Raw genomic sequence first — 24,822 nt, 5'->3', positions numbered from 1 at the left:
GATACGCCCACTGCGCGTTCGGATCAGAACAAATTTTCTTCGATCGTGCGTTCCGGGGCTCCCGTGGGAATCAATCCACCATCGAGTTAGCGCGCCCACTGGTAGTAGGGCATTCCTGACGATCCACAGATTTGATACCGGAGGACGGAACATTTTCATCCAGTTCTGTCGTGGTGTAGTTATGAGCCTGACTTTCGACAAGACATTGGATGCCGACGTGAACGAAGAACGCGAGCCTACAGCGGCGGAAATCGACGCTTGGCAGAGAGAAGACCTCTTCGTCCCCGAGGACGAAGCTACGGATGACGACTACCCACGGATGACCAACTTGTCTGCTGGGTTCATCTTTCAGACCGTTATCAGGCCCAGAACTCCGATGCGGCCCGAATACGTCACGATCGAGATGGAAAATGCATCTCACGAACTGCACCTAGCAGTCAGCGAGTGGAACATGCTGTGGGAGTCTGCTCAGTTTCGGCGGCGGATCTTCGATATCGACGATCTACCGGAACAACTTGGCCAGCTCGCTGAGCTGGGGGACAACAACATCACTCTGGTACCACGAACATCCACCAGGTACTACGAATACGCACCGCTCCTCCATCTTCTGCCACGTCGAACCCTTGAACACTTCGGACTTCCACTCCTACGAACCGGACAGTGGCCATTTGTGATCGATCGCTCGAACTTAGACCGCCACCTTCCGGTCGACTTCGAGCATCGTTTGGCGCGTGCTTGGGCCTGGCACATTTGGCCTCATCTCAATTCAGGTTCGGGGTTGGCGGCCTTCACGGGGAACGACCCAATCCGAATTCTCGCCCACAACCTCGATTTCTGGGTACCGCCCGTCACCTCCGTCATGCAAGACGTCCTGCGCGAGTTCGCGGAAGTGGACAAAGGAGTCGTGCCGGGCCCCGTGCCGCTGGTTGGGGGAGACTTTCTCGACGGAGCGGTGATAGGAAATCCGCGAATGGGCGGAGACATTTGGCGCGGGAAGACCGAAGCGGCGAAGGTCCTTGAGCAGTCTGTACAGTCGGCCGATGCAACTGGCCAACTCCGGGGGATCCTGGATGCGGTTCGAAGCAACCGCGTCCAAGACGACTTTTCGGATCGGTGGTCGAATGCCAAAGAGGACTTCGAACGAAAGCTGTACAACAAACGGACCAAGGTTAAAGTCCGGTTCGTAGAACTCACCGACACCATCCCAGTACAGGGCCCCGAGAGCGAAGTACTCGGCGACCTGGTTACTAATGACTTCCTCGCTCTTCTAGACGAAAGAGAACGCCAAGTAGTGGTTCTGCTTAGCAGTGGATGGACGCGGCAACGCGAAATCGCCGAACAGCTCGGCTACAGCAACCACAGCGCAATATCTAAACGGCTCACCGCAATCAGGAAGAAGGCAGCCGAGTTCTTCGACGAGTAAGGACCGATGTCCCCAACAATGAGCTCGCATTCGATCAATGAAAGTAGCCGCCCACATGCAGTTCTACCGCGAACTTGTCGACGACGATCCACACCGACGCAATGAACGACAACGGCCTGAATGCGCGGACAACGGAGATCTCTACATGCTCCGACCTGGCCCACGAAAACTAAGGATTCTGCTCGACGACGATTCCCTTGACGGCCCGGAAAACCAGCATCACAAAATGTTCGACGCACTTCTCGGTTACCAAGGTGTCGAGCCAACGACGGTGTCGATGAAGAAGATCAGCGAACCGCCACCTATGGGAAGCCCGAACCCACGGAACGAGGTGCTTGTTCTCGACACGACGAAATCAAAGGGAACATTCAGCTATCCCGGACCAGCATTCGGCTACCGAGTCTTCGACTCCGATGGGGACCTTCGGAGTGCCGGCAATCTCTCACCCGGAGTTCAGCTCGAGCAGTCCTACTTTGCGAGGCTTTACCCCGATGCACCTCGCGAAGCGCCAACTCTTCCGAAAGCTGACGAGGACCGAGCGGTATTACTAGCTGAGATCGCTCGCGCCGTGCACGCGGACATCGTGGTCTCCGAGACATCAGCAATTGGCGACCCAAAGCTATATGCGTACCACCGTGCGAACACTTTCAGCAGAGCACAGTGCATTCCGCTGATTGCCCACTACCTACGCATCCAACATATCTACGTCACGGACCCTCGGCGCCATAGAACCATCAATCGGCGAGGGTTCTATCAGGAATCGGTAGCTGCTCTCGCGCCTCGAATCTGGCATTGGCTTGCGAAATGTCAAAACGCGTCGATGTTCTTGCCTCATGCAACCGCGTACCTCGACGAGTGCCGAGCGATGATCGGACGCCTGCTGAGGGCACTCAAGGTCAAGGATGAACTCATCTACTACCTCGGTTCCTACCAAAACCATGAGGTTATGGATGACGCGGCGGATTGTATGGACCGCATTCTGGTGTCGCTGTGTGGTGCGGTCGACATCATGGCAAGGTCCGTCCACAACGCCCTTCAGGTACCTGGAAACAACTTCAACGCAAAGCTGCACAATACGGACTGGTACACCAAGAAGTTCCGACCGACGTACGAGCGGGCCAGCGGTATCGACGTTCTAGACGACATGCAGGCGATGCTGTCGGTAGTTTTCGAGCTCAGAAACACGATCCACAGTCTTGCACTTGAGGCGATGGGTTCGATTGGACCGACAGTAAACTTCTTCCAACAAGACCGAGGGCGACTCAACGTATTAATTCCGGAGCGCTCTGCTGCGACCATGCGAAAAACCACAGGTGGGCTTGAATCCTGGGGCGCCCGGCAAGTAGGTTCCGATGTCGTCGCGGACGCAGCGACCATGATCGAGACGTGTCTCGAAGTTGTGTTCAGCTTCCTCGATCAGCTCTGCGCCATCATCTCGTTCGAACAAATTTGGGACAAGGATCAAGTTCTTCAACAGAACGTCATCTCCGCTGAAGCCATGCTGAAACCTGACGCTCTTGAGGTCGTGCGAGTTCTCCTGGGCGCAAACGAATAGGGGGGCATAGGATGCTGACATCGGCGGTCCACGGCGCGCGGTCGGTTTAACCTGCGCGTGCGTCAAACATTGACCGACCGTGACTGTCTTTGATCTTCCGGTACGGCGCGTCCTCGTTGACTCGGCGATCAGGAAGAACTCCCAAACGGTGCGACCGTGGCAAACGTTACTGGATTGTCAGTTACCGAGGTTGGATGGGCGGTGCGGGCCCTCGACTCGGAGATGCCGCCCTACTTCATAGGTATACCCTTCGATATCGACGGTGGTTGGGACGTGGAGAACGGCACCGGTAAGGCAAGGCGCGTGGTCGGTGCGTGGCCGACCCCGGAATCCCTCGTCGATGCCTTGCTTGCACGGTTGCAGGAATACTGCTGCCAAAACATGCCGCATCGGCGAAAACTTGTCGACGGTACTTATCAATCGTCATCCTCTGTACGGCGTCTCCGAACAGAGCACTGTTACGTCGGTGAATCCGCGTTGTCGTAACAGCTGAAGTACAGACTCGCGGCGAATCGCCTGGTCTTGGCCGGGTCCGATCGTGATCGACTTGATTGCGGACGGCACGGCAGAGGGGTCGAGTGGCTGGTCCCAATGGAACCGGTGAAGCTGTATATAGGGCACGACGGCACCGGTTGCAGTCGTCCGGTACAGGCACGGCATATAGAACGTCCCAGATCCGAAGATCAGTCGCCATTCATCTTCCTCGGCGAACGCGGGGTTCTTGAATTGCGCGAGCGCTTTTACTGCGGTTGTCATTGTCGTCGAAATAGCGGACGGGGAAAAGATGCTCTCTACGGTCTCTTCCAGCAGATCGTCGTCGAGGCCGTACACAACTTTGTGTAACGATGACTTGCTGACGTACCCAGCCGCATCGTCTCCCGCTCTGCCCCAGGGGATGTTGAGATCGATCAGCGCGGCGGTACGGAACTCGATCGAGTATCCACCCCCATATGCTCCGTACCCCCTCCACTGGCTCAGAAGGTCACCTTCTGTGCAAAAGCTTGTGACGTATGCAGTGTGTGGAAGCCCGTCTTCGTATCCGTCACCGGTAAATTCCCCGTCGCAGAGTTTGTCTGCCAAGGCGTTCTTGCCCTTCGCGGCGGCTGCATCGAGGCGAGGAACACGAGTTCGGATCCGGTCCGCCAATGCTGATGCTGCATATCTGAGCTCGGCCGAGTCGTTCAAAAACCGTGCATCTGTCGCCCACAGAGCGATCGAGCGAGTTCTGGGGACCTCTTCCATGCTGGACTTCTCGGATAGAGCACCTAGTCTGACTTGTTGAACGATGCCCAACAGCCCGGCTGCGGTCGTGTAGTGGTGCAGTGTGTCTGGCGGATCGACCATGACGGCATCGTAGATAATGGATACAACCTTGGTAGTACCCGGGTGAACGTGAAACGTCGGGTCTAGCACAGACCCCAGTGGTGAGGGTTCGTGTGCTCTCGAACAATGGCACTTTTGGCGTGATGCCGACATTGTCGGGTAAAGCCACTGCCTTGCGTCGATGTAAACCCCGCCGGAACCCGCAGAAATCGACCCGCTTGCGGCCTGTGAACACTCCGCTCAGTTGACTGGCGAAGGCGCAATATTCGAACCTGCAGTATTCCCACGACGCACGACGTCCCGCCCGGCATGCCAGGCGGCTAGTCTTGCAGAGTGAAGGGGCACTTTCGCCCGACCCAACCGGTTCGGCATTCGTTGGACGCCGTACGGGCAGACTTGTGAGCGACTCAGGACGTGGACGCCCGCAAATGATGCTGCGTACTGCCAGGATTTCCGTGTGCCCGTCCTTGGGAGGATGTCACCTAACTTGTGGACAGCCACCAACTTTGACGGGACAGTATGAACAACGCGGGACCGCGTAGGTCTGCATCGGCCTGGTCGACAGCAGGAGTGATCGTCGCTATCGTTGCCGTCGGCATCGTCGCGGGAGGTCTACTGAACGATCCGCAGCCGGATCCCGAGACAATCCCCGGCTGCGATGAGGTAGTTCAGCCCGACGCCACGCACCACATCGACTATTCATTCATCGAGGACAAGCGCTACGCGAATTCCGATTACGGATGGTTCTCGGAAACGAGGGCGCTGATAATGTCGGATGCTCTCCGCGCGGCACTACCGAGAACCACGGAAGCCCTCCCCTACTCGCTCCACACCCCGCTGCAATTTCAACCATTCGGAAGCGAGACCACCGCACAGGGACTCGTATCGTTCGGTGGCGAAGAGGGCAACCTGACCGTCGTCGTGCAACAGTCCACCGAACCGGCAGGACAATGCATCATCGGGTACGTGGACGAACGCCACGTGCTCGACGATGGCACCGTTGTCGACACCTCCGATGGTGAGCACGGACGCCGCGCACGCGCGTATACCCCAGACGGAAGTCTGATCGACGTTTCTATTACCGGTGCATTCACAGTGGAGCAACTCGCCGACATTGCATCAGCGCCCGGGCTTCGAACCGGATGAGTGGAGTCTCGCAAACGCCTGACCCGGTTTACGGAACACCGATAGCCTGGTCTCGAACCAAACTTTCTCAAACCCGTTGCTTGTCAGCGCATTCTGCTCACTCATGAGTCTAAAGTCCTATGTCCAAGACGGCATTTCCTATCAGTGGAGCGTGTTCGCGTCGGTACACCTCGACGGAGTCGAGGCGGGTGTGGCCGGTCTGGCGGGCGATCGCGGTGCTGTCAGCACCGTTGCGGGTACCTTGCGTGACGAAGCCGGCGCGGAGTGAGTGTCCGCCGAGCTTGGTGAGCGCGGTGGGGTCGTAGCCGGCGTGTTCGGCGCGGCGACGAATGGTCTTGTGGATCGCGGCCCCGGACAGTGCCGTTGTGCCGATGTTGCCGTTCTGGGCGATGGCCCGCAGTAGTGGCGCGCGGGCGGCGGTGCGCGGTACTCCCCCGCGGCAGACGTGTCCGGCGAACGGTTCACGTTTCCGGAGGAGCCGGATCACCGACGTCCGGCCACCGGTATCGAACGCGGCGACGACCTGTACCCACCGGACGTAGGCGCAGGGTGGGCAGGTTTCGTGGGAATGGGTGTACGGCAGAGCTTTCACCGCTCCCCTCCCCTCTTGGTCGGTCTTCGACTTCCGCAGTCGGACGTGGAGGCCGTCAAGCCGGTGCACAGTGACGTCGCCGCACTGCAGGTCGGACAGTTCGCTGCGGCGGTAGGCGCCGGCGAAGCCGAGTAGGAGAATGGCCGAATCGCGGCGTTCGAGGACGTCGTCGGCCCAGCCGCGGCAGCGGTCTCGTGCAGTCTGGACGAGGATTTTGATGTCGTCGACCAGTAGCGGTGCTCGTCGGTTCTGGAGCCGGTCCCCCGCCGTCGCGTACTCGCGGCGGATTCCGGACAGCGTTGCGGTGACGAGCTCGTGGGCTGTCGGAGACAGGTGGCCGGTGGTGCGGTGCTGGGAGTTGATCGCGGCGATCCAGGTACCGAAGGTAGCGGCGGCGTAGGCCCGCTCCCCTGTTTCGGTGCGGGTGTCGGCGGCGTCGACGAGGTAGGCGGCGACGGTGACCGGGTGCGCCGGCAACGCGACATGTCCCTCCCTGCTGCACCAGCCGACGAACCGTCGCCATCCGGCGGCGTAGGTCCGCCGGGTGCCCTCCGACCGGGACGATCCCACCGCTTTCGCGATCCGCTGGGCGACGGCCGGCGGGATCTCGGGCTCCACTGCCGTCGATGCGGGCGCTGGAGTGCCTGCCGCAGGCATTCGGGCTGGTGGGACGTCCATTGGGGCAGCCTAGCGCAAGTCACGGACATTTCTGCGGAGCAAAACTGTGCTGAACTGGTGTTTCGGTCAAGCTGGTGCGGAAAATGCAATTTACGTGTCCATGATCCGGGAGTTCGCTTACTCGGCTGAATTCCTTCGAATCAGAGAAGCGTCACGCCGCTAAACCAGAGCAATTTCGTGAAGAGCAGTTCGTCTGAACCGTCCCTCTGCGCGGCCAGAACTACGCCCGAAGTCGAGTCCGGATTGGGACGCGGATCAGGCTGCCGAACGGACTTCAGTGGACCCCGAAAATCAACTAGGGAACGAGTAGTGACACTGAGCGGCACGGAGCCCCTTTTCGGCACGAAAAAGGCGGCTCCGGATTTCTCCAAAACCGCCTCTGAACTGCGTAAATGAGTGTCGGGCTGACAGGATTTGAACCTGCGACCACTTGACCCCCAGTCAAGTGCGCTACCAAGCTGCGCCACAGCCCGCCGCACCCCTTTCGGGGTGCTCGATGAGACTACCCCAGCCCCACCCCTGACAGGAAATCGCCTGGTCAGGGGAGGGACGGGTAAGCTCAGCGTCGTTTCGTCGGTCTTTCGCGCTTCTCGCGGATGCGGACCGACACGCGAACGGGGCTTCCGTCGAACCCGAATTCCTCACGCAGACGCCGCTCGATGAACCGACGGTAGCCGGCCTCGAGGAAGCCCGTCGTGAAGAGGACGAACGTCGGCGGACGCGTCGTCGCCTGTGTCGCGAACATGACGCGCGGCAATCTGCCACCACGCATGGGCGGTGGTGTTGCTGCGACGACCTCTTTGAGCCAGTTGTTGAGGCGTCCGGTCGGGATTCGCTTGTCCCAGGACTCCAACGCGGTCTCGAGCGCGGGTACGAGCTTCTGAACGGCTCGACCGGTGTGCGCCGAGATGTTGACGCGCTGCGCCCACGGCACACGAGCCAGATCGCGGTCGATCTCCTTCTCGAGCTGCAGGCGTCGGTCCTCGTCGACGAGGTCCCACTTGTTGAAGGCGACGACAAGAGCACGGCCGGCGTCGGCGACCATGCTGAGAACCCGGAGATCTTGCTCGGAAATCACTTCCGACGCGTCGATCAGCAGGATCGCGACCTCGGCGGCCTCGATGGCCGACTTGGTCCGCAGCGACGCGTAGAACTCGGCGCCGCTGGCGTGCGACACTTTCTTACGCAACCCGGCGGTGTCGACGAATCGCCATGTCTTGCCGCCCAACTGGACGAGCGAGTCGACTGGGTCGACGGTTGTGCCTGCTACATCGTGAACGACCGATCGCTCGTCGCCCGACAGCTTGTTGATGAGCGACGACTTGCCGACATTCGGCTTGCCCACCAACGCAACTCGACGTGGCCCGCCACCGGGAATCCCCTCGCGAGGAGTCTCCGGCAGAGCGTCGAGAACGCGATCGAGCAGATCACCGGTACCTCGGCCGTGCGTCGCGGACACCGAATTCGGCTCCCCGAGACCGAGAGACCACAACGATGCGACCTCGGACTCGGTACGACCGTCGTCGACTTTGTTGGCTACCAACAACACTGGCGTCTTCGAACGCCGAAGCACTCGTGCGACTGCCTCGTCCGTGGTGGTTGCGCCGACGCGTGCATCGACGACGAGCAGAATCGCATCCGCGGTGCGCATCGCCAATTCTGCTTGGCGTGCAACGGATTGCTGCAGACCTTTGGCGTCGGGTTCCCAACCGCCCGTGTCCTGCACCAGGAATCGCCGCCCGGCCCAGTTGGCCTCGTACGAGACTCGGTCGCGGGTGACACCGGGAATGTCCTCGACCACTGCTTCACGACGCCCGATGATGCGGTTCACGAGAGTGGACTTGCCCACGTTGGGACGTCCGACGACGGCGAGCGTCGGGACCGCTACGTCCTCGCCTGCATCTTCACCGTCGACGAAGTCGACGAGGTCCCACTCCCCCTCGTCACTCCAGGTGCCGTCGCCGACCGTCTCGGCGGCGTAGAAATCGTCGGTCACTGCACTGCTCCAGTTCTGTCGCTGACAACCTGCAACAACGCGGCAATGACGCCGTCCATGCCCAGATCGCTCGTGTCCACGATCACGGAATCGTCCGCCGGCCGCAACGGAGATACGGCGCGTGTGGAGTCCGCGTGATCGCGGCGTTGGACGTCGGCGAGAACTGCCTCGTAGTCGTCGCCGCGTCCTTGTGAAATGTTCTGTTTGTTGCGTCGATCCGCCCGTGCTTCGGGTGACGCGGTCAGGAAGACCTTGACGTCGGCGTCCTGCAGAACAACGGTGCCGATATCGCGACCCTCGACGACGATGCGTGGAAACGACGCTGCGATGTCCCGCTGCATCTGCACGAGCAACTCGCGAACACGTGGGACTGCGGACACAGCCGAGACAGCCTTGGTGACAGCGTCACCACGGATCTCGGCCGACACGTCCTCACCGCTCATCGTGACTGCTTCCGCTGCCGGATCGGTACCGATATCCAACGGCAGGGTCGCGACGACGTCGGCGACCTTGTCCGCGTCGGTCGGATCGATTCCCGCACGCAGCACCCACACGGTCGCGACGCGATACATGGCTCCGGTATCGAGGTACCGGGCGTCGAGCGCGGTCGCGAGCTTGCGCGACACCGTCGACTTCCCGGTTCCCGACGGCCCGTCCATGGCAATGACAAGGTCCGCCATCAGAGACCGACCGACTCGTACAGCTTGCCGATCTCGCCGCGTCCGAGAACACGCAGAGTGCCCGGTCGCTGGTCGCCGAGTGCAATGTTGCCGACATCGGTACGCACGAGACGCCCGACCGGGAATCCGACGTGATCGAACAGACGTCGAACGATGTGCTTGCGACCTTCGTGCAGCGTGACGCGCACGAGCGACAGACCGTTCGAGATGTCGAGCAGTGCGAAACCGTCGACCTTGACCGGGCCGTCGTCGAGCGTGACGCCGTCGCGCAGCTTCTTGCCCAGGTCACGCGGGATCGCGCCGAACAGTGTCGCCAGGTAGGTCTTCGAGACCTCGTACGACGGGTGCATCAGGCGGTGCGCCAGATCGCCGTCGTTGGTGAAGAGCAACAGTCCTTCGGTGTCGGCGTCGAGTCGTCCGACGTGGAACAGTCGCTGACCCGCCTGGACGCGCTCGGAGACGATGTCGCCGACGCACGGTCGGCCGAGGTCGTCGGACATGGTGCATTGCCAACCACGTGGCTTGTTCATCGCCAGATGGACGAGTTCTTCCTTGACGACGACGCGAGTGCCGTCGACGCGCACGACCGCGACATCCGGATCGATGCGGATGCCTTGCTCGGTGACGATCCGTCCGTCGACCTCGACGCGGCCGTCGGCGATCAGCTCCTCGGCTGCACGCCGCGATGCGACGCCTGCCTGTGCAAGCACCTTCTGCAACCGGACACCCTCGCCGCGCGGCACGTGCCGACGCTTGGTGTCGGAGTCGGCGTACTGGTGCTTCGCCGGCTTGGCGTTGCTGATGGTGGTGGTCTGCGGCTGCTTCTTCTGCGGCTTCGGGGGCTTGGGCCGCGACGGCTTCTTGCGGGGCACTGCGTCGTTGCTGCGGTCGTTGATTCCGCTCTCGACGGGCCTGTCGTCGAAGGGTGTGCGCTGGTCTGCGCCCCTTCTCGGGGATGCTGCGCGACGACCTCCACGTGGGCTGTCCGCTCGCGCGCCGCGAGGCGCGTCGCTGGATCGGCGTCCCTCGCGGGGCTCCTCCGACCTACTTCTCGTCGGCTTCCTGTTGGGAGCCTGTTTCTTGTTCCTGTCCGGTGTGCCATCACGGCGAGCGGGCTTGTTCACTTTTGTACCTATTCAGTCGTCCGAGTCGAGCTCGGCTACCGGATCGGGTTTCGATCCGCGGTTCTTGGTGGAGCGGGTCACTCTCGGGTCCGTGTCCATGCTGTCACTGATCTCGTCGATCAGATCGACACCCGGCAGCAACGGCGCCAAGGGCGGTAGATCCGTCAGGGATGCCAGGCCGAGTCGCTCCAGGAACAACTCGGTGGTGGAGTACATCGTCGCATTCGATTCCGGATCCACTCCGGCTTCCGAAATCAGCCCGCGAGCGAGCAATGTGCGCATCACGCCGTCGACGTTGACGCCGCGCACAGCGCTGACCCGCGCGCGGGTCAACGGTTGACGATATGCGATAACGGCCAGAGTCTCCAATGCCGCACGTGTGAGCTTCGACCGAGCCCCGTCGAGAAGCAGCCGCTCGACGTACGGGGCATACGCGGTTCGGGTGTAGAAACGCCATCCGTCGCCCGCGTAGCGAAGGTCGATTCCACTGCCTCGTTCGGTGAACCCAGCCGACATTCGCTGCAGCGTCGGCTCGACCCGAGAAACGTCGCTGCCGACCGCCGACGCGAGCTGATCGTTCGATGCAGGCGAGTCGACGACGAGCAACACCGCCTCCAGAGCAGCTTCGAGCGTGGCGTCGTCGAGTTCCGATTCGTCCTCGGCTACCTCGTCGAGCTGCACAGAGTCCTCATCCATAATCCACCGCCGACACGAGTACCTGGTCTGGCTCGGCGTTACCGGTCCAACTCACCATCAGATCCCCCAGCGGCTCCGGCTGGTCGAACGCCAACACCTGTTCACGGAACAGCTCGAGCAGGGCGAGGAAACGAGCGACGATCTCGACGGTGTGCTCGCATCCCTCGGTGAGCTCGGAGAACGGCGTCCACGTTCCTTTGCCGTTGCTTTCGAGTTTCGCCATGATCCACTTCGCCTGCTCGGGAACCGACACCGAATGCTGGTGGATGTGATCGAGTCCGACCTTGGGCACCGGCTTCGGACGAAACGCCGCGGCAGCGATGTCCGCGAAACGGGCGGGATCGACGCCGAGTAGCACCTCGGGGATCAAGTCCGTGTAGCGATCTTCGACGGACACCGACCTCGGGTACCTACGCAGCGCTGCGGCCTCGAGCTCACCGAAGAGTTGGGCCACCTGCTTGTATGCGCGGTACTGCAACAGGCGCGCGAACAGCAGGTCTCGGACCTCGAGCAACGCCAGATCCTCGGCATCCTCTACGTCTCCCGACGGCAGTAGCCGGGCTGCCTTCAAATCCAGCAATGTCGCTGCGACGACGAGGAACTCGGTCGTCTGGTCGAGACCGACCTCGTGCCCGAGGCTCTTGGTGAACGAGATGAAGTCGTCGGTGACGGTGTGCAGCGCTACCTCGGTGACGTCGAGGCGATGCTGGCTGATCAACGTCAACAGGAGATCGAACGGGCCTTCGAAATTGAGCAACCGTACGCGGAACCTCGACGGATCCTCGTTGTCCGGAACCTCGATCGGCGCATCGGTGGTTGCGGGAGCACTCACGGGCCGGACCGATAGATGACCTCTCGGGCCAACGCCTTGTAGGCCAGTGCCCCAGAGGATTTCGGCGCCCACGTGGTGATGGGCTCACCGGCGACGGACGTCTCGGGGAACCTCACCGTCCGCGTGATGACGGTGTCGTAGACCACGTCGCCGAACACCTCGACGACTCGCGTCATGACCTCACGCGAGTGCAGCGTACGGGCGTCGAACATCGTCACGACGATGCCCGCCAGCTTCAGTCGCGGATTGAGACGATCACGGACCTTTTCGACGGTGTCGTTGAGAAGCGCCAGGCCGCGGAGGCTGAAGTACTCGCATTCCATCGGAATGATGACCTCGTCGGCGCAGGTCAACGCGTTGACCGTCAGCAGACCGAGCGACGGCTGGCAATCGATGAGCACGTAATCGTACCGATCGAGGACCGGATGCAGCACCCGTCCCAGAGTCTGCTCGCGTCCGACTTCGGTGACCAACTGGATCTCGGCGGCCGACAGGTCGATGTTGCTGGGAAGCAGATCGAGATTCTCGACGCGCGTGCGCATCAACACGTCGTCGGCCGAGACCTTCGGTTCGACGAGAAGGTTGTAGACCGTCAGATCCAACTCGTGATGCGCGACGCCCAAGCCCGCGGAAAGAGCGCCCTGCGGGTCCAAGTCGACCAGCAGGACACGCCGTCCGAAGGCGGCGAGGGATGCACCGAGATTGATGGTCGACGTCGTCTTGCCGACGCCCCCCTTCTGGTTGCACATCGCGATGATCTTCGCCGGCCCATGACTGGGCAGCGGGGTCGGTTCGGGAACTTCGCGGGTCTTACGACCCGTGGGTCCTAGCTCGTTGGCCGCAGGAATGGTCTCTCTCGTCTCACGGCTTGTCTCGGGTTGACGCGTATGGAACAACGCGCCGTCGTTGGGCGGGTGAACTGCGGGCAACCCGTCCGGTCGGACTTCGGTGGGAACATCGGTCGACGGCGGACTCACCGGCGTCGAGTCACCCAGGGTCGATCCTGAGGCTGACTCCGCCGCTGGCGGCTGCGGTGTCGACACTTCTCCTACGCTCCCCTGTCCGTTGACCTCGGCCCGTTCGGCCGCAAGGCGACCGTCGGGTAAACGCTACCGTGTTGCCCGTGCGCTACATCGCGGGACACGCGCAAAACCCGCCTGAGCAGTCATCGAGCGCGTGGGTGCGCTTCCGCCCACACCTCGCGCAAGGTGTTGACGGTCACGAGTGTGTAGATCTGTGTCGTCGTCACCGACGCATGCCCCAACAGCTCTTGTACGACGCGGACGTCGGCGCCCCCGTCGAGCAGATGGGTCGCGAACGAGTGCCGCAGTGTGTGTGGTGAGACCGGCGTCGTGATGCCCGCGCGTTCGGCGGCCGAGTGCAGCACCTGCCAGGCGCTCTGCCTCGACAACCGGCCACCGCGAGCATTCAAGAACAGCGCAGGCGTCGACCGTTTGACCAATCCAGGTCTGCCGCGCACGAGATACGCGTCGATCGCCTCGATCGCAGGCCTGCCGACCGGAACGAGCCGCTGCTTGTCTCCCTTGCCGTGCAGCAACACCGACCGTGTCTCCGTGTCGATGTCGTCGACGTCGAGCCCGACAGCCTCGGAGATGCGAGCCCCCGTGGAGTACAGAAGTTCCAGAATCGCCTTGTCCCGCAAGCCGCGTGGCGCATCGGCCCCCTCGGTGGACGCGGAGTCCAGAATCGCGACCACCTGCTCGAGCGGAAGCGACTTCGGCAGTCGTCGACTCGGGGTCGGTGGTTTGACGGCGCTCGCGACGTCGCTCGACACGAGCCCCTCGGCCGCGGCGAATCGGTGAAGACCGCGGACTGCGATCAGCGTTCTGGCGGCCGAACTCGCTGCGAGAGCAGGGAACTCGTCGCTGCCGCGGCGCAGATCGACGACGAAATCGGCGACGTCCGATTCGGCCACCTCGGCCAGGTCGTCGATCGCGTGGTCGGCGAGAAACGCCTCGTACCGGCGCAGATCACGACGGTACGAGGACAACGTGTTCCGGGCAGCGCCCCTCTCGACCTCCAGGTGGTCGAGATACGTCGACATCTGGTCACCCAGCATGCCGTCTACCCGTCGGACTTCTTCCGACGCTCGAAGGTAGTCGGCAGATCCGGCCACGGAGCGTCGGCAGGGCGCAAGCTCGTCGATGCGGCTCGGGACGCCACCAACGCGAGAACCCCGGACACAGCGGACGCATTGACGATCTCGCCGGACAACGCTCGAGCCACTGCCTCGTCCACTGGGACGTACGACAACTCGATGTCGGCTTCCTCGTCGCGCGCTTCCGGACGCTCGACCTCCGTGAGACCTTCCGCGAGGAAGATGCGGACGCACTCGTCGGTGAAGCCCGGAGACGCCATGACGTCGACGAGAACAGACCAGCGCGCTGCTGCCAAGCCGGTCTCCTCGGCGAGTTCTCGCTTGGCTGCCTCGACGGGTGGCTCGTCCAGCTCGTCGAGCAGCCCGGCGGGCAGCTCCCACAGGCGACGCCCGATCGGATGGCGGTACTGCTCGATCATCGCGATTCTGTCTTGATCGTCGAGCGCCACGATCGCGACAGCACCGTGATGCTCGACGACCTCGCGCTCGGCCTCGCGCCCGCCCGGCATCTTCACCTTGTCGAGTCGCAGGGCCAGGATCGCGCCTTCGTAGACGGTGTCGGACGCGACGGTCTCGAATTCGAACCGTGCACCCTGACCCGACGACGTCATCCGATGCTCTCGGCGGTTGCTCCCGACACCGGGAACTCCGAATCCTTCGCTGCAGCGTCGTCGCCGTGGACGTCGACCGGAAGCCGTTCTGCCGCTTTGTACTTCAGCGCCGCATCGATCAACGCTGCGAACAGCGGGTGCGGGCGCGTCGGACGACTCTTGAGCTCCGGGTGGGCCTGTGTGCCGACGAAGAACGGGTGCTTCGACGCGGGAAGCTCGACGAACTCGACGAGATGGCCGTCCGGTGAGGTTCCGCTGAACACCAGACCGCTCTTCGAGATTCGGTCACGGTAGGTGTTGTTGACCTCGAAACGGTGACGGTGACGCTCGGAGACGTCCGTCGAACCGTATGCTCCGGCGACGACGGAACCCTTGATCAGCTTCGCGGGGTACGCACCGAGACGCATGGTGCCACCGAGGTCGGCTTCACCGGCGACGACGTCTTCCTGATCCGCCATGGTCGAGATCACCGGGTACTTGGTGTCGGACTCGAACTCGGCGGAGTTGGCGTCGTCCAAACCGACCGAACGGGCAGCTTCGATGACCATGCACTGCAGGCCGAGGCACAGTCCGAGCAGCGGTACCTTGCGCGTACGCGCGTATTCGATGGCTCCGAGCTTGCCTTCGATGCCCCGAATACCGAACCCACCGGGCACGAGCACGGCGTCGACGTCACCGAGCGCTGCCTGCGCGCCCGCAGGGGTCTGGCACTCGTCCGAGGGCACCCACTTGATCTCGACCTTGGCGCGATGCGCGAAACCGCCGGCACGCAGAGCTTCGGTGACGGACAGGTACGCGTCGGGAAGATCGACGTACTTGCCGACGAGTCCGACGCGGACGGTCTCGCGGGGCTCGTGGACGCGCTCGAGCAGACCGCCCCACACCGTCCAGTCGACGTCGCGAAAGGGCAGACCGAGCTTGCGCACGACGTAGGCGTCGAGGCCTTCCTTGTGCAGGACCTTCGGGATGTCGTAGATCGACGGTGCGTCGGGCGTCGAGATGCAGCCGTCGACGTCGACGTCGCACATCAGCGCGATCTTGTTCTTGAGTCCCGGGGTGACCTCGCGGTCGCAGCGCAGGATGAGTGCGTCGGGCTGGATACCGATGCTGCGCAATGCTGCGACGGAGTGCTGCGTCGGCTTCGTCTTCAGTTCGCCCGACGGCGCGAGGAACGGAACGAGCGAGACGTGCAGGAAGAAGACGTTCTCACGTCCGACGTCGTGGCGCACCTGACGGGCGGCTTCGAGAAACGGCTGCGACTCGATGTCGCCGACGGTGCCGCCGATCTCGGTGATGACGACGTCGGGCTGATGTCCCTGGAGATCCGGGCCGTTCATCGCGAGAATGCGACTCTTGATCTCGTCGGTGATGTGCGGAATGACCTGCACCGTGTCACCGAGGTACTCACCGCGGCGTTCCTTGGCGATGACTGCCGAGTACACCTGGCCGGTGGTCACGTTCGCGAACCCGGAGAGGTCACGATCGAGGAAGCGCTCGTAGTGGCCGACATCGAGGTCGGTTTCGGCGCCGTCTTCGGTGACGAACACTTCACCGTGCTGGAACGGATTCATGGTGCCCGGATCCACGTTCAGATAGGGATCGAGCTTCTGCATGGTGACGCGCAGTCCGCGTGCTGTCAGAAGCTGCCCGAGGCTCGATGCCGTAAGGCCCTTACCGAGCGAGGACGCGACGCCCCCACTGACGAAGATGTGCTTGGTGTCAGATCGCGACTGAAGGCGTGACAATGATGCTCCCGTGACCAATCTGCAGGGCTTGCTCCTGCCAGAGAGCTGGCAAGAGAGGTATTGCGTCCATAATGGGCCTGCTACCCACGGGTCTTCACGGTAACACCAGTCGGGCCCATATCGCGAACGACGCGCGCTCGGAAGCGGCGAGAATCACCGTGCTGGTGCCCCGACGGTGATGGCCGTCGAGTTCGGGCCCGTGCCGTACCGGCCGGCTGCACCGTCCAACTGTTCCTGCAACGCAAGCGTCGTGGTGATGCGGCCTGCCTCGCGGTCGACGTTGTCGATGGTGCTGACGCCGGACGACAGCGCTGCGTCCGCGCGGACGACGGCTACGGGACCGTTTCCTTCGGCAGCTCCGGTGCGGCCCGCCAGAACCGTTCCTGCTCCCCTGCCGTCGAGTCCACCGGCGAAGCGGGCGACGATGGCCCCGCGATTCCCGTCGTCGGATGCCGCGTTGCCACCGGTGACGACGACGGCCAGCTGAGCCGGAGCCACGGCACCGTTGTCGTACGCGATGAAGCCCCCGCTGCGCAGCGTCTCGAGCGCAAGCGACAGTTCTTCGGGGGTCGACTGTGGTTCCGCCGTCTGCGCATCGAGCAACAACACCGAACCCAGGAGGTCGCCTGCCATGCTGCCCTGATCGACGGCGCCGGTGCGCAGCTGTGTCCCGGCGGGCACGACGTTGGTCAGCCGAGTACGCAGGTCGTCGCCACTTGCTGCCGACACGAACGAATCCGTCAGCGACACGCGGCCGGTGACTGCTGCGCCGGCCGCCTGTACAGACCGTGTCACGCCGTCGACGTCACTGGGATCGGCGTCGGGCGTCGTGATGACGACGACGCTTCTCTCCGCCAGAGCATCGCGAACCACCCGGCCCGACACGGCGGCGTCGAAACCGTCGGCCGAGTTGAGTTGTTCACCCAACTGATTGTTGGTGCTCTGCAGTGTGTCGACTTCGTTTTCGAGTCCGGATTTGTCGTCGCGAAGGCCCGACACGAGGCCACTCGACAACAGTCCGGAACCGAGGACCACGCCGATCGCGAGAGCGATGAAGATCGCTGCGATCGAAATGGCATGTTGACGCATCGAAATCACGCGAGCAGCCCCTGAACCCAGAGCGCGAAGCGATTCCACAGATCGACGGCCCAGTCGACGACCTCGGTGCCCATGTTCGACACCATCAGCGCGACGATGATCGCGACGAGCGCAGCGAGCACGACCAGTGCCACCGCGCCGCCGGACACACGGCTCCGGTACAGCGTCGCAACAGCTTTCGCGTCGACGAGCTTGGCACCGACCTTGAGACGTGTCATGAATGCTGCCGGGTTGGTGTTGCGGCGGCCGCGGTCGAAGAACTCGTCGAGGCTTGCCGGGCTACCGACGGTGACGATGAGCGACGCACCGTGGTGGTCGGCGAGCAGCAGGGCGAGATCAGCGGGCGCACCGCTGGCCGGGAACGTCATGGCTCCGATCCCGAGATCCTGAATGCGTTCCAGACCGTTGGCATGGCCGTCGGAATCGGCCGGGAGCACGACCTCCGCACCGCACTTCAACGTCTGAGCCGTGATCTCCTCGGGATCGCCGACGATGAGATCGGGTCGGTAGCCGGCCTTCATCGCCGTGTCGGCACCCGCGCCGACGCCGATGATGATCGGCGCATACTCCTTGATGAACGGCTTGAGCGCCTTGAGGTCGTCGGCATGTCCCGGGCCGTCGGCGACTACGACGACGTGGCGATCCTGCAGCACGATGTCGATGTCGGGTACCCCGACACCGTCGATCAGCAACGGACTCTCGGTCCGGATGAATTCGATGGTGTTGCCCGAGAACGCTTCCAGGTGATCGACGAGGCCGGTCTTGGCCTCGATCATCCGGTCCGAGATTTCGGCTTCGCTCTGCTCCTCGCCCTTCGCGAGCCTGCGATCACCGTTGTAGACACCGCCTTCGTTCAGGCGGATCTTGGTGCCGTCCTTGATCTTCTTGAAGACCTCGGTACCTGCGGAGTCGATCAACGTGATGCCGTTGGCGACGATCACCTCCGGGCCGAGGTTCGGGTAACGACCGGAGATGGACGGCGACGCGTTGACGACCGCAAGGACGCCCGCCGCGACGAGCGCATCCGCGGTCAGCCGGTCGAGGTCCAACTCGTCGAGCACGACGATGTCCCCTGGGCCTACCCGTTTGAGCAGCTTGGCGGTGTTGCGATCGACCCGGGCGATACCACTGATTCCGGGTAGCGAATCCTGACTTCGTGATAACAGAGCGGGCATCTTCATGGCTCCCATGATGACGCCGACGTCACGCACCACGGTGGAGGCGCGCCGAAACAATTACCACACTGGTCACACGAGTACCAAGCTGCAAATCAGTTCTCCCGGTCGGCCCTCGCCGTAGCCAACAGCTCCTCGGCATGCGCGCGCCCGGTCTCCGTATCGTCCAATCCCGCCAACATACGAGCGAGTTCGACGACGCGCTCCGACGCCGACAACGACTTCACACCGCTGTTCGCCGCACCCCTCTTTCCATCGGCCTTGTTCACGACGAGATGCGTGTCCGCGAACGCCGCTACCTGCGGAAGGTGGGTGACGACGATGACCTGGTGCGTCCGCGCCAGACGACCCAGACGACGACCGACCTCGACGGCGGCTCGACCACCGACGCCTGCGTCGACCTCGTCGAACACCATCGTTGCGCCCTTGTCCGACCCTGCGAGGACCACCTCGAGTGCCAACATCACGCGGGACAATTCACCGCCCGACGCACTCTTGCTGATCGGCAAGGCCTGCGCACCGTCATGAGCGGACAACTTGAACTCGACCTCGTCGACGCCGCTCTGCCCTGCGTGCAATTCCTTGCCGTCGACGATCAACGGCGCACTGTCGTTCGGTCCTGCGGCCATGGTCCGCAGATCCAGTTGGAGCTTTGCCTTGCCCATCGCGAGACCGGCCAGTTCGGTACTGACCGCCTTCGCGAGTTTCGCGGCAGCCTTGGCACGGGCGGCCGTCAGTTTGCTTGCAGCAGAAGCAACTTCGACGGCGGTCGAGTCGACACGGGCAGAGAGCTCGGCGAGCGCATCCGCGGACACGTCGATCTTGCCCAGACGCTCGCGCGCATCCTCTGCCCACGCGATGACGCCGTCGACGTCCGCCGCGTACTTCCGAGTCAGGCCTTTCAACTCGGCCTGACGGTTCAACAGCGTTTCCAACGCGCTGGGATCCGACGGCAGATCAGCGAGGTACGACGTGATGTCGGCCCCGACGTCGGTGACGACAGCCAGCGCCTCGTTCAACCGTGGCACGAGTTCGGTCAGAACTGCGTCGTCCGCTGCATCGAGACGGCTACGCGCTTCACCGAGCAGATGGAGAACGGACAGGCCTTCTCCCGCATCGTCTCCGGACAACGCCCCACTGGCGTACTCGGCGGATTCGCGCAGGGAATCGAGGTCGCCGAGGCGTCGTACATCGTTTGCGACGGTGACGTCCTCACCTGCTTCGGGTGCCACAGCGTCGATCTCCTGCAGTCCGAATTGCAGACGGTCGGCTTCCTGCGCAAGTTCGCGGCTACGCTCGGTTCGGTCGATCAACTCGGTCCGCGCAGCGAGCCACTCGGCACGGGCCGCGCGATACTTCTTCAACGGACCCGATACGGACTCGCCCGCGAATCGGTCCAACGCGTCCAGTTGTCGATCTGCTCGCAGAAGCCGAAGCTGATCGTTCTGACCGTGCACGGTGAGCAGCGAGTCGGTGAAACCCGACAGCACCGAAGCCGGCACACTGCGTCCCCCGAGATGAGCGCGCGAGCGACCATCAGCGTTGACGGTACGCACAGCGATGATCGAGTCGTCCTCGTCTCGTTGCGCGCCTGCCGATTCCAGAACCTGCTCGACCTCGTCGGTGACTTGCGCCGACGCGGTTTCCGTACTGAATCGACCCTCGACGACGGCACGGTCGGCACCGAGCCGTACACGACCTGCGTCGGCCCGCGCCCCGGAGAGCAGATGCAGACTTGTGACGACCATCGTCTTGCCCGCGCCGGTCTCACCGGTCAGAACAGTGAGGCCTTCGTGGAACTGGGCGCTTGCCGAAGAAATGACACCGAGGCTGTCGATTCGAATCTCTTCGAGCATGATTACCTCGCTCTCCCCCGCCATCCTGTGATGGGCAATTCGAATTTGGTGACCATACGGTCGGCGAACGGTGACGAGTCGAGCCGAACCCACTTGATGGGCGCAGCTCCTCGAACCACCTCGACGCGGCCACCGGCCGGCAACTGCAATGTTCGACGACCGTCGCAGAACACCACTCCGTCATGGCTTCCTGCCACCGTCTCGACGGCGATGATCGACTCCGGACTGGTGACCAGGGGCCGCGCGAACAGCGCATGCGCATTGCTCGGAATGACCAGGATCGCTTCGAGTTCGGGCCAGACCACCGGTCCACCGGCCGAGAACGCATACGCCGTCGACCCGGTCGGCGTCGAAATCAGGACCCCGTCGCAACCGAATGCCGACACCGGGCGATCGTCGACCTCGAGAACCACTTCGAGAACACCCAGACGTGAGCCGTTCTCGATGCTCGCCTCGTTCAACGCCCACCCACGGTCGACGACGCGTTCACCGACGCGCACGACGATATCGAGGGTCATGCGAGCTTCGACCCGGTAATCGCCGCTCACGACGCGTGCCAGAGCATCTTCGAGGTGCTCTGCCTCGGCCTCGGCCAGGAATCCGATGCGGCCGAGATTGATCCCCAGGACCGGAATGTCAGCGCCCTTGGCCAACTCGGCGGCACGCAGGAAGGTGCCGTCGCCTCCGAGTACGAGGACGAGCTCACATCCGACGGCCGCCTCGGGCGCGAACTCGACGATTCTGAGTTCGAGCTCGGATGTGAGGGAATCATCCGCATCATGACGGCCGGAGGCCTCGATGCGTGACGAGTCCACCTCGTCGACCAGTACTCGTAGGCGGATTCCCGACTGGGACAGCACTTTTCCGACCCGCCGAACCGTATCGGTGATGTCGGGGCGGCCGGGATGAGCGACGAGCAGAATCTCTCGCACCGCGGTTGTCACTGTGGGCCCTCCTCGACGGCACGCTGCACCAGGGCGACACTGTCGCGCACGGTTTCGTCCTCCTGCTCGACAGACTGCGATCGTAGCCACAAAAAGTACTCGACGTTGCCCGAGGGCCCGGGAAGTGGACTTGCCGTCACGTCTCGCAGGGACAAACCAAGTCCTCGTGCAGAGTCGGCGACCTCGATCACCGATTCGGCCCTCAATGCAGGATCGCGCACCACTCCGCCGGATCCGACGCGGTCCTTTCCGACCTCGAACTGTGGCTTGACCATCAACGCCAGATCGGCGCCGGGAGCAACGCACGCGACGAACGCCGGGAGCACCAGCTTCAGCGAGATGAACGACAGATCGGCGACGACGACCTCGACAGGTCCACCGATGACCTCGGAGTCGATGGACCGCACATTCGTACGGTCGATGACGTGCACCCGGTCGTCGGACTGGAGACGCCACACGAGCTGGCCGTATCCGACGTCGACCGCGACTACCTCGCCCGCCCCTTTGCTCAACAACACATCGGTGAAACCACCGGTCGACGCACCCGCGTCGAGGCAGCGCCTACCGGACACGGCGAAGCCCCCGCGCTCGAAGACGTCGAGAGCCCCGAGCAACTTGTGCGCGCCACGGGACGCCCAGTTGACCTCGTTGTCCTCTGCGGTCACGACCAACGGAGTACCTGCTTCGACGGCAGTCGCTGGTTTGGTGGCGACAGTGCCCGCGATCTTCACCCGGCCTGCGTCGATCAACTCCACGGCATGTTCGCGTGAGCGAGCCAGACCTCGACGTACGAGTTCGGCGTCGACGCGTGCGCGTCGTGCCACGTCAGCTCTTGTCCACGGACGACAGCGCCTGCACCAGCACGTCATGAGCACGTTCGAGAATCTGTGCCTGAACCTTCACGTCCATCGGCGGTGCATCACGACCGGGCAGCCGATCCAACAGTCGGTCGACCTCTGCCGAGACGGCAGACGGTTCGACCATGGGCGTACCGACATCGTGCGGACGATGCTGGCCTGGGAGTGGAATGGGCGTGCTCATCGCCGACAACGCTATCGGATGGAACCGACAGATGTCCCAGCGCAGTACCGTGCCGCGCGGAGAACTATCGAGCTTCCAGAAGGTCGCGCAGCTCGTCGACGCCGGACCCGACGACCTCGATCGTCTCCCAGCCGGTCGACGCCCAACCCACGGAGGCAGCAGTCAGCAGTCCATCGAGCGCCACCACCGGGGTGGAACCGTCATGAGCAACGGTCAGAACGCCGGCACCGACGGTCGCCGACCAGCCCGGCTTGGCACCGACCGACGACACGTCCGCAGGTTGGTTGAGCACATCGAGGTCGAAACCGATATGCGTCGGACGCTCGGACTCGATCGCACGCAGCGCATCGACTGCACTACTGACGCCGGACAGCACCAGCAACGACGGGATTCCGGTCGTGTTCGCACCGGCGATGTCGGTATCGAGACGGTCGCCGACGACCAGCGGCGCCGACGCGGAACTGAGCCTGATCGCGTCTCGCATGATCGGAGCTGCAGGTTTGCCCGCGACATCGGGTTCAGCACCGGTCGCATGGCGAACAGCAGCAACCATCGAACCGTTACCCGGGGCAAGACCACGCTCGACGGGCAACGTCGCATCGATGTTCGTGGCGACCCAGATGGCACCCGCCCTGATGGCGAACGCCGCCTCCGCGAGTGCCTTCCATCCGGTGTCGACGTTGTGCCCCTGGACCACCGCCGCAGGTGATCCCTCGGCCGAACGCACCGGAGTCAAACCGACGTTCGAGATCTCGTCCACCAGAGCTTCGGTTCCGACGACGACGACGGACGCACCAGGAGTCAGTTTCTCTGCCAGCATGCGCGCTGCGACCTGCGCGCTCGTGACGACGAACTCTTCGGACGTGTCGAAGCCGAGACGACGAAGGTGCGCCGCCACGTGTTCGGGTGAGCGGCTCGCGTTGTTCGTGACGAAGTATTGCTTCTCGCTGCCACCCTTCAAGGCCTCGACGGCGCCGACGATGGGATCTTCACCCTGGTAGACGGTGCCGTCCAGATCGAGCAGAAGTACGTCGTATGCAGACCGGAGTGTCGTCACTTCCCGTCACCGGACAGTTCTTCGACGCGCTCTTCCGCGTCGGTTTCACCGTCGACGTCGGCTGCAGCAGCATTGAGGAACCACTTGACACCCTCTTCGACTCGGCCGGCTGCCACCAACGCGTCGGCATAGACGTAGAACAGTCGGGCCGCTGCGGTACCGGACCGCGAAGCATCGAGATCCGGAGTCTGAAGTGTCACGACGGCTTGGTCGTATTGGCTCAGGTCCATGCGAGCGCCGGCAACGACGATGCGAAGTTCCGACGCGTCGTCACCCGTCAGCGCGCGCGCTTCGTCGCTTCGACCGAGCTCGATGGCACGTTCCGGTCTACCCAGGCCGCGCTCACAATCGGCCATGACAGCGAGATGACCCGGCCCGCCTGCCATGCGGCGAGCGGCGCGCAGCTCCGACAGCGCCTCGGCCCATTCGCCCGCGTGGTACGCGGTGATGCCGGCGGTCTCACGCACGACGGCGATGCGCCCAGCGCGCTGACGTGCGGCGCGCGCATGCTGCAGTGCGAGTTGCGGATCGTCGTCGACCAGGCGACTGGCCATCACCAGGTGACGTGCGACGGAAGCTGCATTGGTCTTGTCCAGGCTCAATAGATCGCGACGAACCGCGGGTTCGAGCTGACCGGGCTCCACCTCGTCTGGCAGATCGGGCTCGTCAGGACGAGGCGGGCGGCGGTCTGCCTGGCCACGTGCCCCACGGCGATCGTCTGCGAACCCGCCTTCGCCACCGTGACGACGGGGCGGACCGTCTCCCCGACGATCGGGGCGGCCTGCGCTGTCGGAACGACGAGGATTGTCCGAACGACGAGGGTTGCCGGAGCGTCCTTCTCCACCCGGGCGCCCACCGGATCGGCCCCGCGGGTCGTTGGAACGAGAAGGTCCGTCCCCGCGGAAGGAGCGGCGGTCGTTGCTGTCTTCCGGCACAACGGTTCCTTTCGATCGAGCGTGTCGCTTCACAATGAAATCAGAAAAACGGTGGGAAACGAAAAAAGGGGACCCAGTGACTGGGTCCCCTTCTTCCACAATGTGTTCGGCGGTGTCCTACTCTCCCACACCCTGTCGGGTGCAGTACCATCGGCGCTGGAGGGCTTAGCTTCCGGGTTCGGAATGGGACCGGGCG

The 24,822-nt window shown here is 63.2% G+C and carries 22 protein-coding genes, 1 tRNA gene and 1 rRNA gene; 3 read left to right on the top strand and 21 right to left on the bottom strand.

Annotation, left to right across the window (positions count from 1 at the left end; genetic code table 11):
* Positions 1 to 181 precede the first annotated feature (181 nt).
* Both CHB96_RS26510 and CHB96_RS26505 read left to right on the top strand, forming a co-directional pair.
* Complete coding sequence (locus CHB96_RS26510; RefSeq protein WP_245866219.1) at positions 182 to 1,423, top strand: helix-turn-helix domain-containing protein; 1,242 nt, start codon at positions 182 to 184, stop codon at positions 1,421 to 1,423.
* Between the two features lie 37 nt (positions 1,424 to 1,460).
* A complete protein-coding gene (locus tag CHB96_RS26505; protein ID WP_089251966.1) occupies positions 1,461 to 2,978 on the top strand; it encodes a hypothetical protein in 1,518 nt (505 codons plus the stop codon).
* A 423-nt stretch (positions 2,979 to 3,401) separates the two neighbouring features.
* On the opposite strand, the gene CHB96_RS26500 is transcribed toward CHB96_RS26505, so the two are convergent.
* Positions 3,402 to 4,322: a DUF2971 domain-containing protein gene (locus tag CHB96_RS26500; protein ID WP_176444513.1), complete on the bottom strand. Its 921-nt coding sequence runs from the start codon at positions 4,320 to 4,322 to the stop codon at positions 3,402 to 3,404.
* A 498-nt stretch (positions 4,323 to 4,820) separates the two neighbouring features.
* Between CHB96_RS26500 and CHB96_RS26495 the strand changes: the two genes are divergently transcribed.
* The gene (locus CHB96_RS26495) at positions 4,821 to 5,447 is read left to right on the top strand and encodes a hypothetical protein (RefSeq protein WP_217899994.1); all 627 of its coding nucleotides are present in this window, start codon (positions 4,821 to 4,823) and stop codon (positions 5,445 to 5,447) included.
* 109 nt (positions 5,448 to 5,556) lie between these two features.
* Here the strand turns inward: CHB96_RS26495 and CHB96_RS26490 are convergent, their stop codons facing one another.
* From CHB96_RS26490 to rrf, 20 genes are all read right to left on the bottom strand, one after another.
* On the bottom strand, positions 5,557 to 6,717 hold the full coding sequence (locus CHB96_RS26490; RefSeq protein WP_371829056.1) for an integrase: 1,161 nt from the start codon (positions 6,715 to 6,717) through the stop codon (positions 5,557 to 5,559).
* 399 nt (positions 6,718 to 7,116) lie between these two features.
* Positions 7,117 to 7,190, bottom strand: a tRNA-Pro gene (locus CHB96_RS26485).
* 86 nt (positions 7,191 to 7,276) lie between these two features.
* The gene (der, locus tag CHB96_RS26480) at positions 7,277 to 8,713 is read right to left on the bottom strand and encodes a ribosome biogenesis GTPase Der (RefSeq protein ID WP_089251960.1); all 1,437 of its coding nucleotides are present in this window, start codon (positions 8,711 to 8,713) and stop codon (positions 7,277 to 7,279) included.
* The gene (cmk, locus tag CHB96_RS26475; protein WP_089251958.1) at positions 8,710 to 9,393 is read right to left on the bottom strand and encodes a (d)CMP kinase; all 684 of its coding nucleotides are present in this window, start codon (positions 9,391 to 9,393) and stop codon (positions 8,710 to 8,712) included. The genes der and cmk overlap by 4 nt, the downstream gene beginning before the upstream one ends.
* Positions 9,393 to 10,517, bottom strand: a complete 1,125-nt coding sequence (locus CHB96_RS26470) for a pseudouridine synthase (RefSeq protein ID WP_089251956.1) — start codon at positions 10,515 to 10,517, stop codon at positions 9,393 to 9,395. Before CHB96_RS26470 ends, cmk begins: the two co-directional genes overlap by 1 nt.
* 12 nt (positions 10,518 to 10,529) lie before the next feature.
* Positions 10,530 to 11,213 (bottom strand): SMC-Scp complex subunit ScpB, encoded by a 684-nt coding sequence (gene scpB / locus CHB96_RS26465; RefSeq protein ID WP_089251954.1) that lies wholly within the window; start codon positions 11,211 to 11,213, stop codon positions 10,530 to 10,532.
* On the bottom strand, positions 11,206 to 12,045 hold the full coding sequence (locus tag CHB96_RS26460) for a segregation and condensation protein A (RefSeq protein WP_089251952.1): 840 nt from the start codon (positions 12,043 to 12,045) through the stop codon (positions 11,206 to 11,208). The genes scpB and CHB96_RS26460 overlap by 8 nt, the downstream gene beginning before the upstream one ends.
* Positions 12,042 to 12,941 (bottom strand): ParA family protein, encoded by a 900-nt coding sequence (locus CHB96_RS26455; RefSeq protein WP_371829057.1) that lies wholly within the window; start codon positions 12,939 to 12,941, stop codon positions 12,042 to 12,044. The genes CHB96_RS26460 and CHB96_RS26455 overlap by 4 nt, the downstream gene beginning before the upstream one ends.
* A 269-nt stretch (positions 12,942 to 13,210) precedes the next feature.
* A complete protein-coding gene (xerD, locus tag CHB96_RS26450; RefSeq protein WP_089251950.1) occupies positions 13,211 to 14,125 on the bottom strand; it encodes a site-specific tyrosine recombinase XerD in 915 nt (304 codons plus the stop codon).
* A 5-nt stretch (positions 14,126 to 14,130) separates the two neighbouring features.
* Complete coding sequence (locus CHB96_RS26445) at positions 14,131 to 14,775, bottom strand: NUDIX domain-containing protein (RefSeq protein ID WP_089251948.1); 645 nt, start codon at positions 14,773 to 14,775, stop codon at positions 14,131 to 14,133.
* Positions 14,772 to 16,520, bottom strand: a complete 1,749-nt coding sequence (gene pyrG, locus CHB96_RS26440) for a CTP synthase (protein ID WP_089251946.1) — start codon at positions 16,518 to 16,520, stop codon at positions 14,772 to 14,774. Before pyrG ends, CHB96_RS26445 begins: the two co-directional genes overlap by 4 nt.
* A 153-nt stretch (positions 16,521 to 16,673) precedes the next feature.
* A complete protein-coding gene (locus CHB96_RS26435; protein WP_141136568.1) occupies positions 16,674 to 17,618 on the bottom strand; it encodes a copper transporter in 945 nt (314 codons plus the stop codon).
* On the bottom strand, positions 17,615 to 18,799 hold the full coding sequence (steA, locus tag CHB96_RS26430; RefSeq protein ID WP_089252054.1) for a putative cytokinetic ring protein SteA: 1,185 nt from the start codon (positions 18,797 to 18,799) through the stop codon (positions 17,615 to 17,617). The genes CHB96_RS26435 and steA overlap by 4 nt, the downstream gene beginning before the upstream one ends.
* 89 nt (positions 18,800 to 18,888) lie before the next feature.
* The gene (recN, locus tag CHB96_RS26425; RefSeq protein WP_176444512.1) at positions 18,889 to 20,649 is read right to left on the bottom strand and encodes a DNA repair protein RecN; all 1,761 of its coding nucleotides are present in this window, start codon (positions 20,647 to 20,649) and stop codon (positions 18,889 to 18,891) included.
* A 2-nt stretch (positions 20,650 to 20,651) separates the two neighbouring features.
* Positions 20,652 to 21,593: an NAD kinase gene (locus CHB96_RS26420; RefSeq protein ID WP_089251942.1), complete on the bottom strand. Its 942-nt coding sequence runs from the start codon at positions 21,591 to 21,593 to the stop codon at positions 20,652 to 20,654.
* Positions 21,590 to 22,417, bottom strand: a complete 828-nt coding sequence (locus CHB96_RS26415; protein ID WP_089251940.1) for a TlyA family RNA methyltransferase — start codon at positions 22,415 to 22,417, stop codon at positions 21,590 to 21,592. The genes CHB96_RS26420 and CHB96_RS26415 overlap by 4 nt, the downstream gene beginning before the upstream one ends.
* Position 22,418: 1 nt before the next feature.
* The gene (locus CHB96_RS26410) at positions 22,419 to 22,634 is read right to left on the bottom strand and encodes a hypothetical protein (protein ID WP_089251938.1); all 216 of its coding nucleotides are present in this window, start codon (positions 22,632 to 22,634) and stop codon (positions 22,419 to 22,421) included.
* Positions 22,635 to 22,698: 64 nt separating this feature from the next.
* Positions 22,699 to 23,691 (bottom strand): HAD-IIA family hydrolase, encoded by a 993-nt coding sequence (locus CHB96_RS26405; protein ID WP_089251936.1) that lies wholly within the window; start codon positions 23,689 to 23,691, stop codon positions 22,699 to 22,701.
* A complete protein-coding gene (locus CHB96_RS26400) occupies positions 23,688 to 24,626 on the bottom strand; it encodes a tetratricopeptide repeat protein (RefSeq protein WP_089251934.1) in 939 nt (312 codons plus the stop codon). Before CHB96_RS26400 ends, CHB96_RS26405 begins: the two co-directional genes overlap by 4 nt.
* A gap of 104 nt (positions 24,627 to 24,730) precedes the next feature.
* Positions 24,731 to 24,822 (bottom strand): 5S ribosomal RNA (gene rrf, locus CHB96_RS26395); the annotation flags it as partial.

This window comes from Rhodococcoides kyotonense (assembly GCF_900188125.1).
GTDB lineage: Bacteria > Actinomycetota > Actinomycetes > Mycobacteriales > Mycobacteriaceae > Rhodococcoides > Rhodococcoides kyotonense.
Note: the sequence above shows the minus strand (reverse complement) of the source record. Positions and strands in the feature narration are given on the sequence as shown.

Bases quoted from the DNA above. Each gene is read 5' to 3' on its own strand.
- CHB96_RS26510 (WP_245866219.1), top strand. From the start codon at position 182: ATGAGCCTGACTTTCGACAAGACATTGGATGCCGACGTGAACGAAGAA.
- steA (WP_089252054.1), bottom strand. From the start codon at position 18,799: ATGAAGATGCCCGCTCTGTTATCACGAAGTCAGGATTCGCTACCCGGA.
- CHB96_RS26445 (WP_089251948.1), bottom strand. From the start codon at position 14,775: ATGACGTCGTCGGGTCAGGGTGCACGGTTCGAATTCGAGACCGTCGCG.
- xerD (WP_089251950.1), bottom strand. From the start codon at position 14,125: ATGCTGGGTGACCAGATGTCGACGTATCTCGACCACCTGGAGGTCGAG.
- CHB96_RS26500 (WP_176444513.1), bottom strand. From the start codon at position 4,322: ATGGTCGATCCGCCAGACACACTGCACCACTACACGACCGCAGCCGGG.
- CHB96_RS26495 (WP_217899994.1), top strand. From the start codon at position 4,821: ATGAACAACGCGGGACCGCGTAGGTCTGCATCGGCCTGGTCGACAGCA.
- scpB (WP_089251954.1), bottom strand. From the start codon at position 11,213: ATGGATGAGGACTCTGTGCAGCTCGACGAGGTAGCCGAGGACGAATCG.
- recN (WP_176444512.1), bottom strand. From the start codon at position 20,649: ATGCTCGAAGAGATTCGAATCGACAGCCTCGGTGTCATTTCTTCGGCA.
- CHB96_RS26505 (WP_089251966.1), top strand. From the start codon at position 1,461: ATGAAAGTAGCCGCCCACATGCAGTTCTACCGCGAACTTGTCGACGAC.
- CHB96_RS26410 (WP_089251938.1), bottom strand. From the start codon at position 22,634: ATGAGCACGCCCATTCCACTCCCAGGCCAGCATCGTCCGCACGATGTC.
- cmk (WP_089251958.1), bottom strand. From the start codon at position 9,393: ATGGCGGACCTTGTCATTGCCATGGACGGGCCGTCGGGAACCGGGAAG.
- CHB96_RS26490 (WP_371829056.1), bottom strand. From the start codon at position 6,717: ATGGACGTCCCACCAGCCCGAATGCCTGCGGCAGGCACTCCAGCGCCC.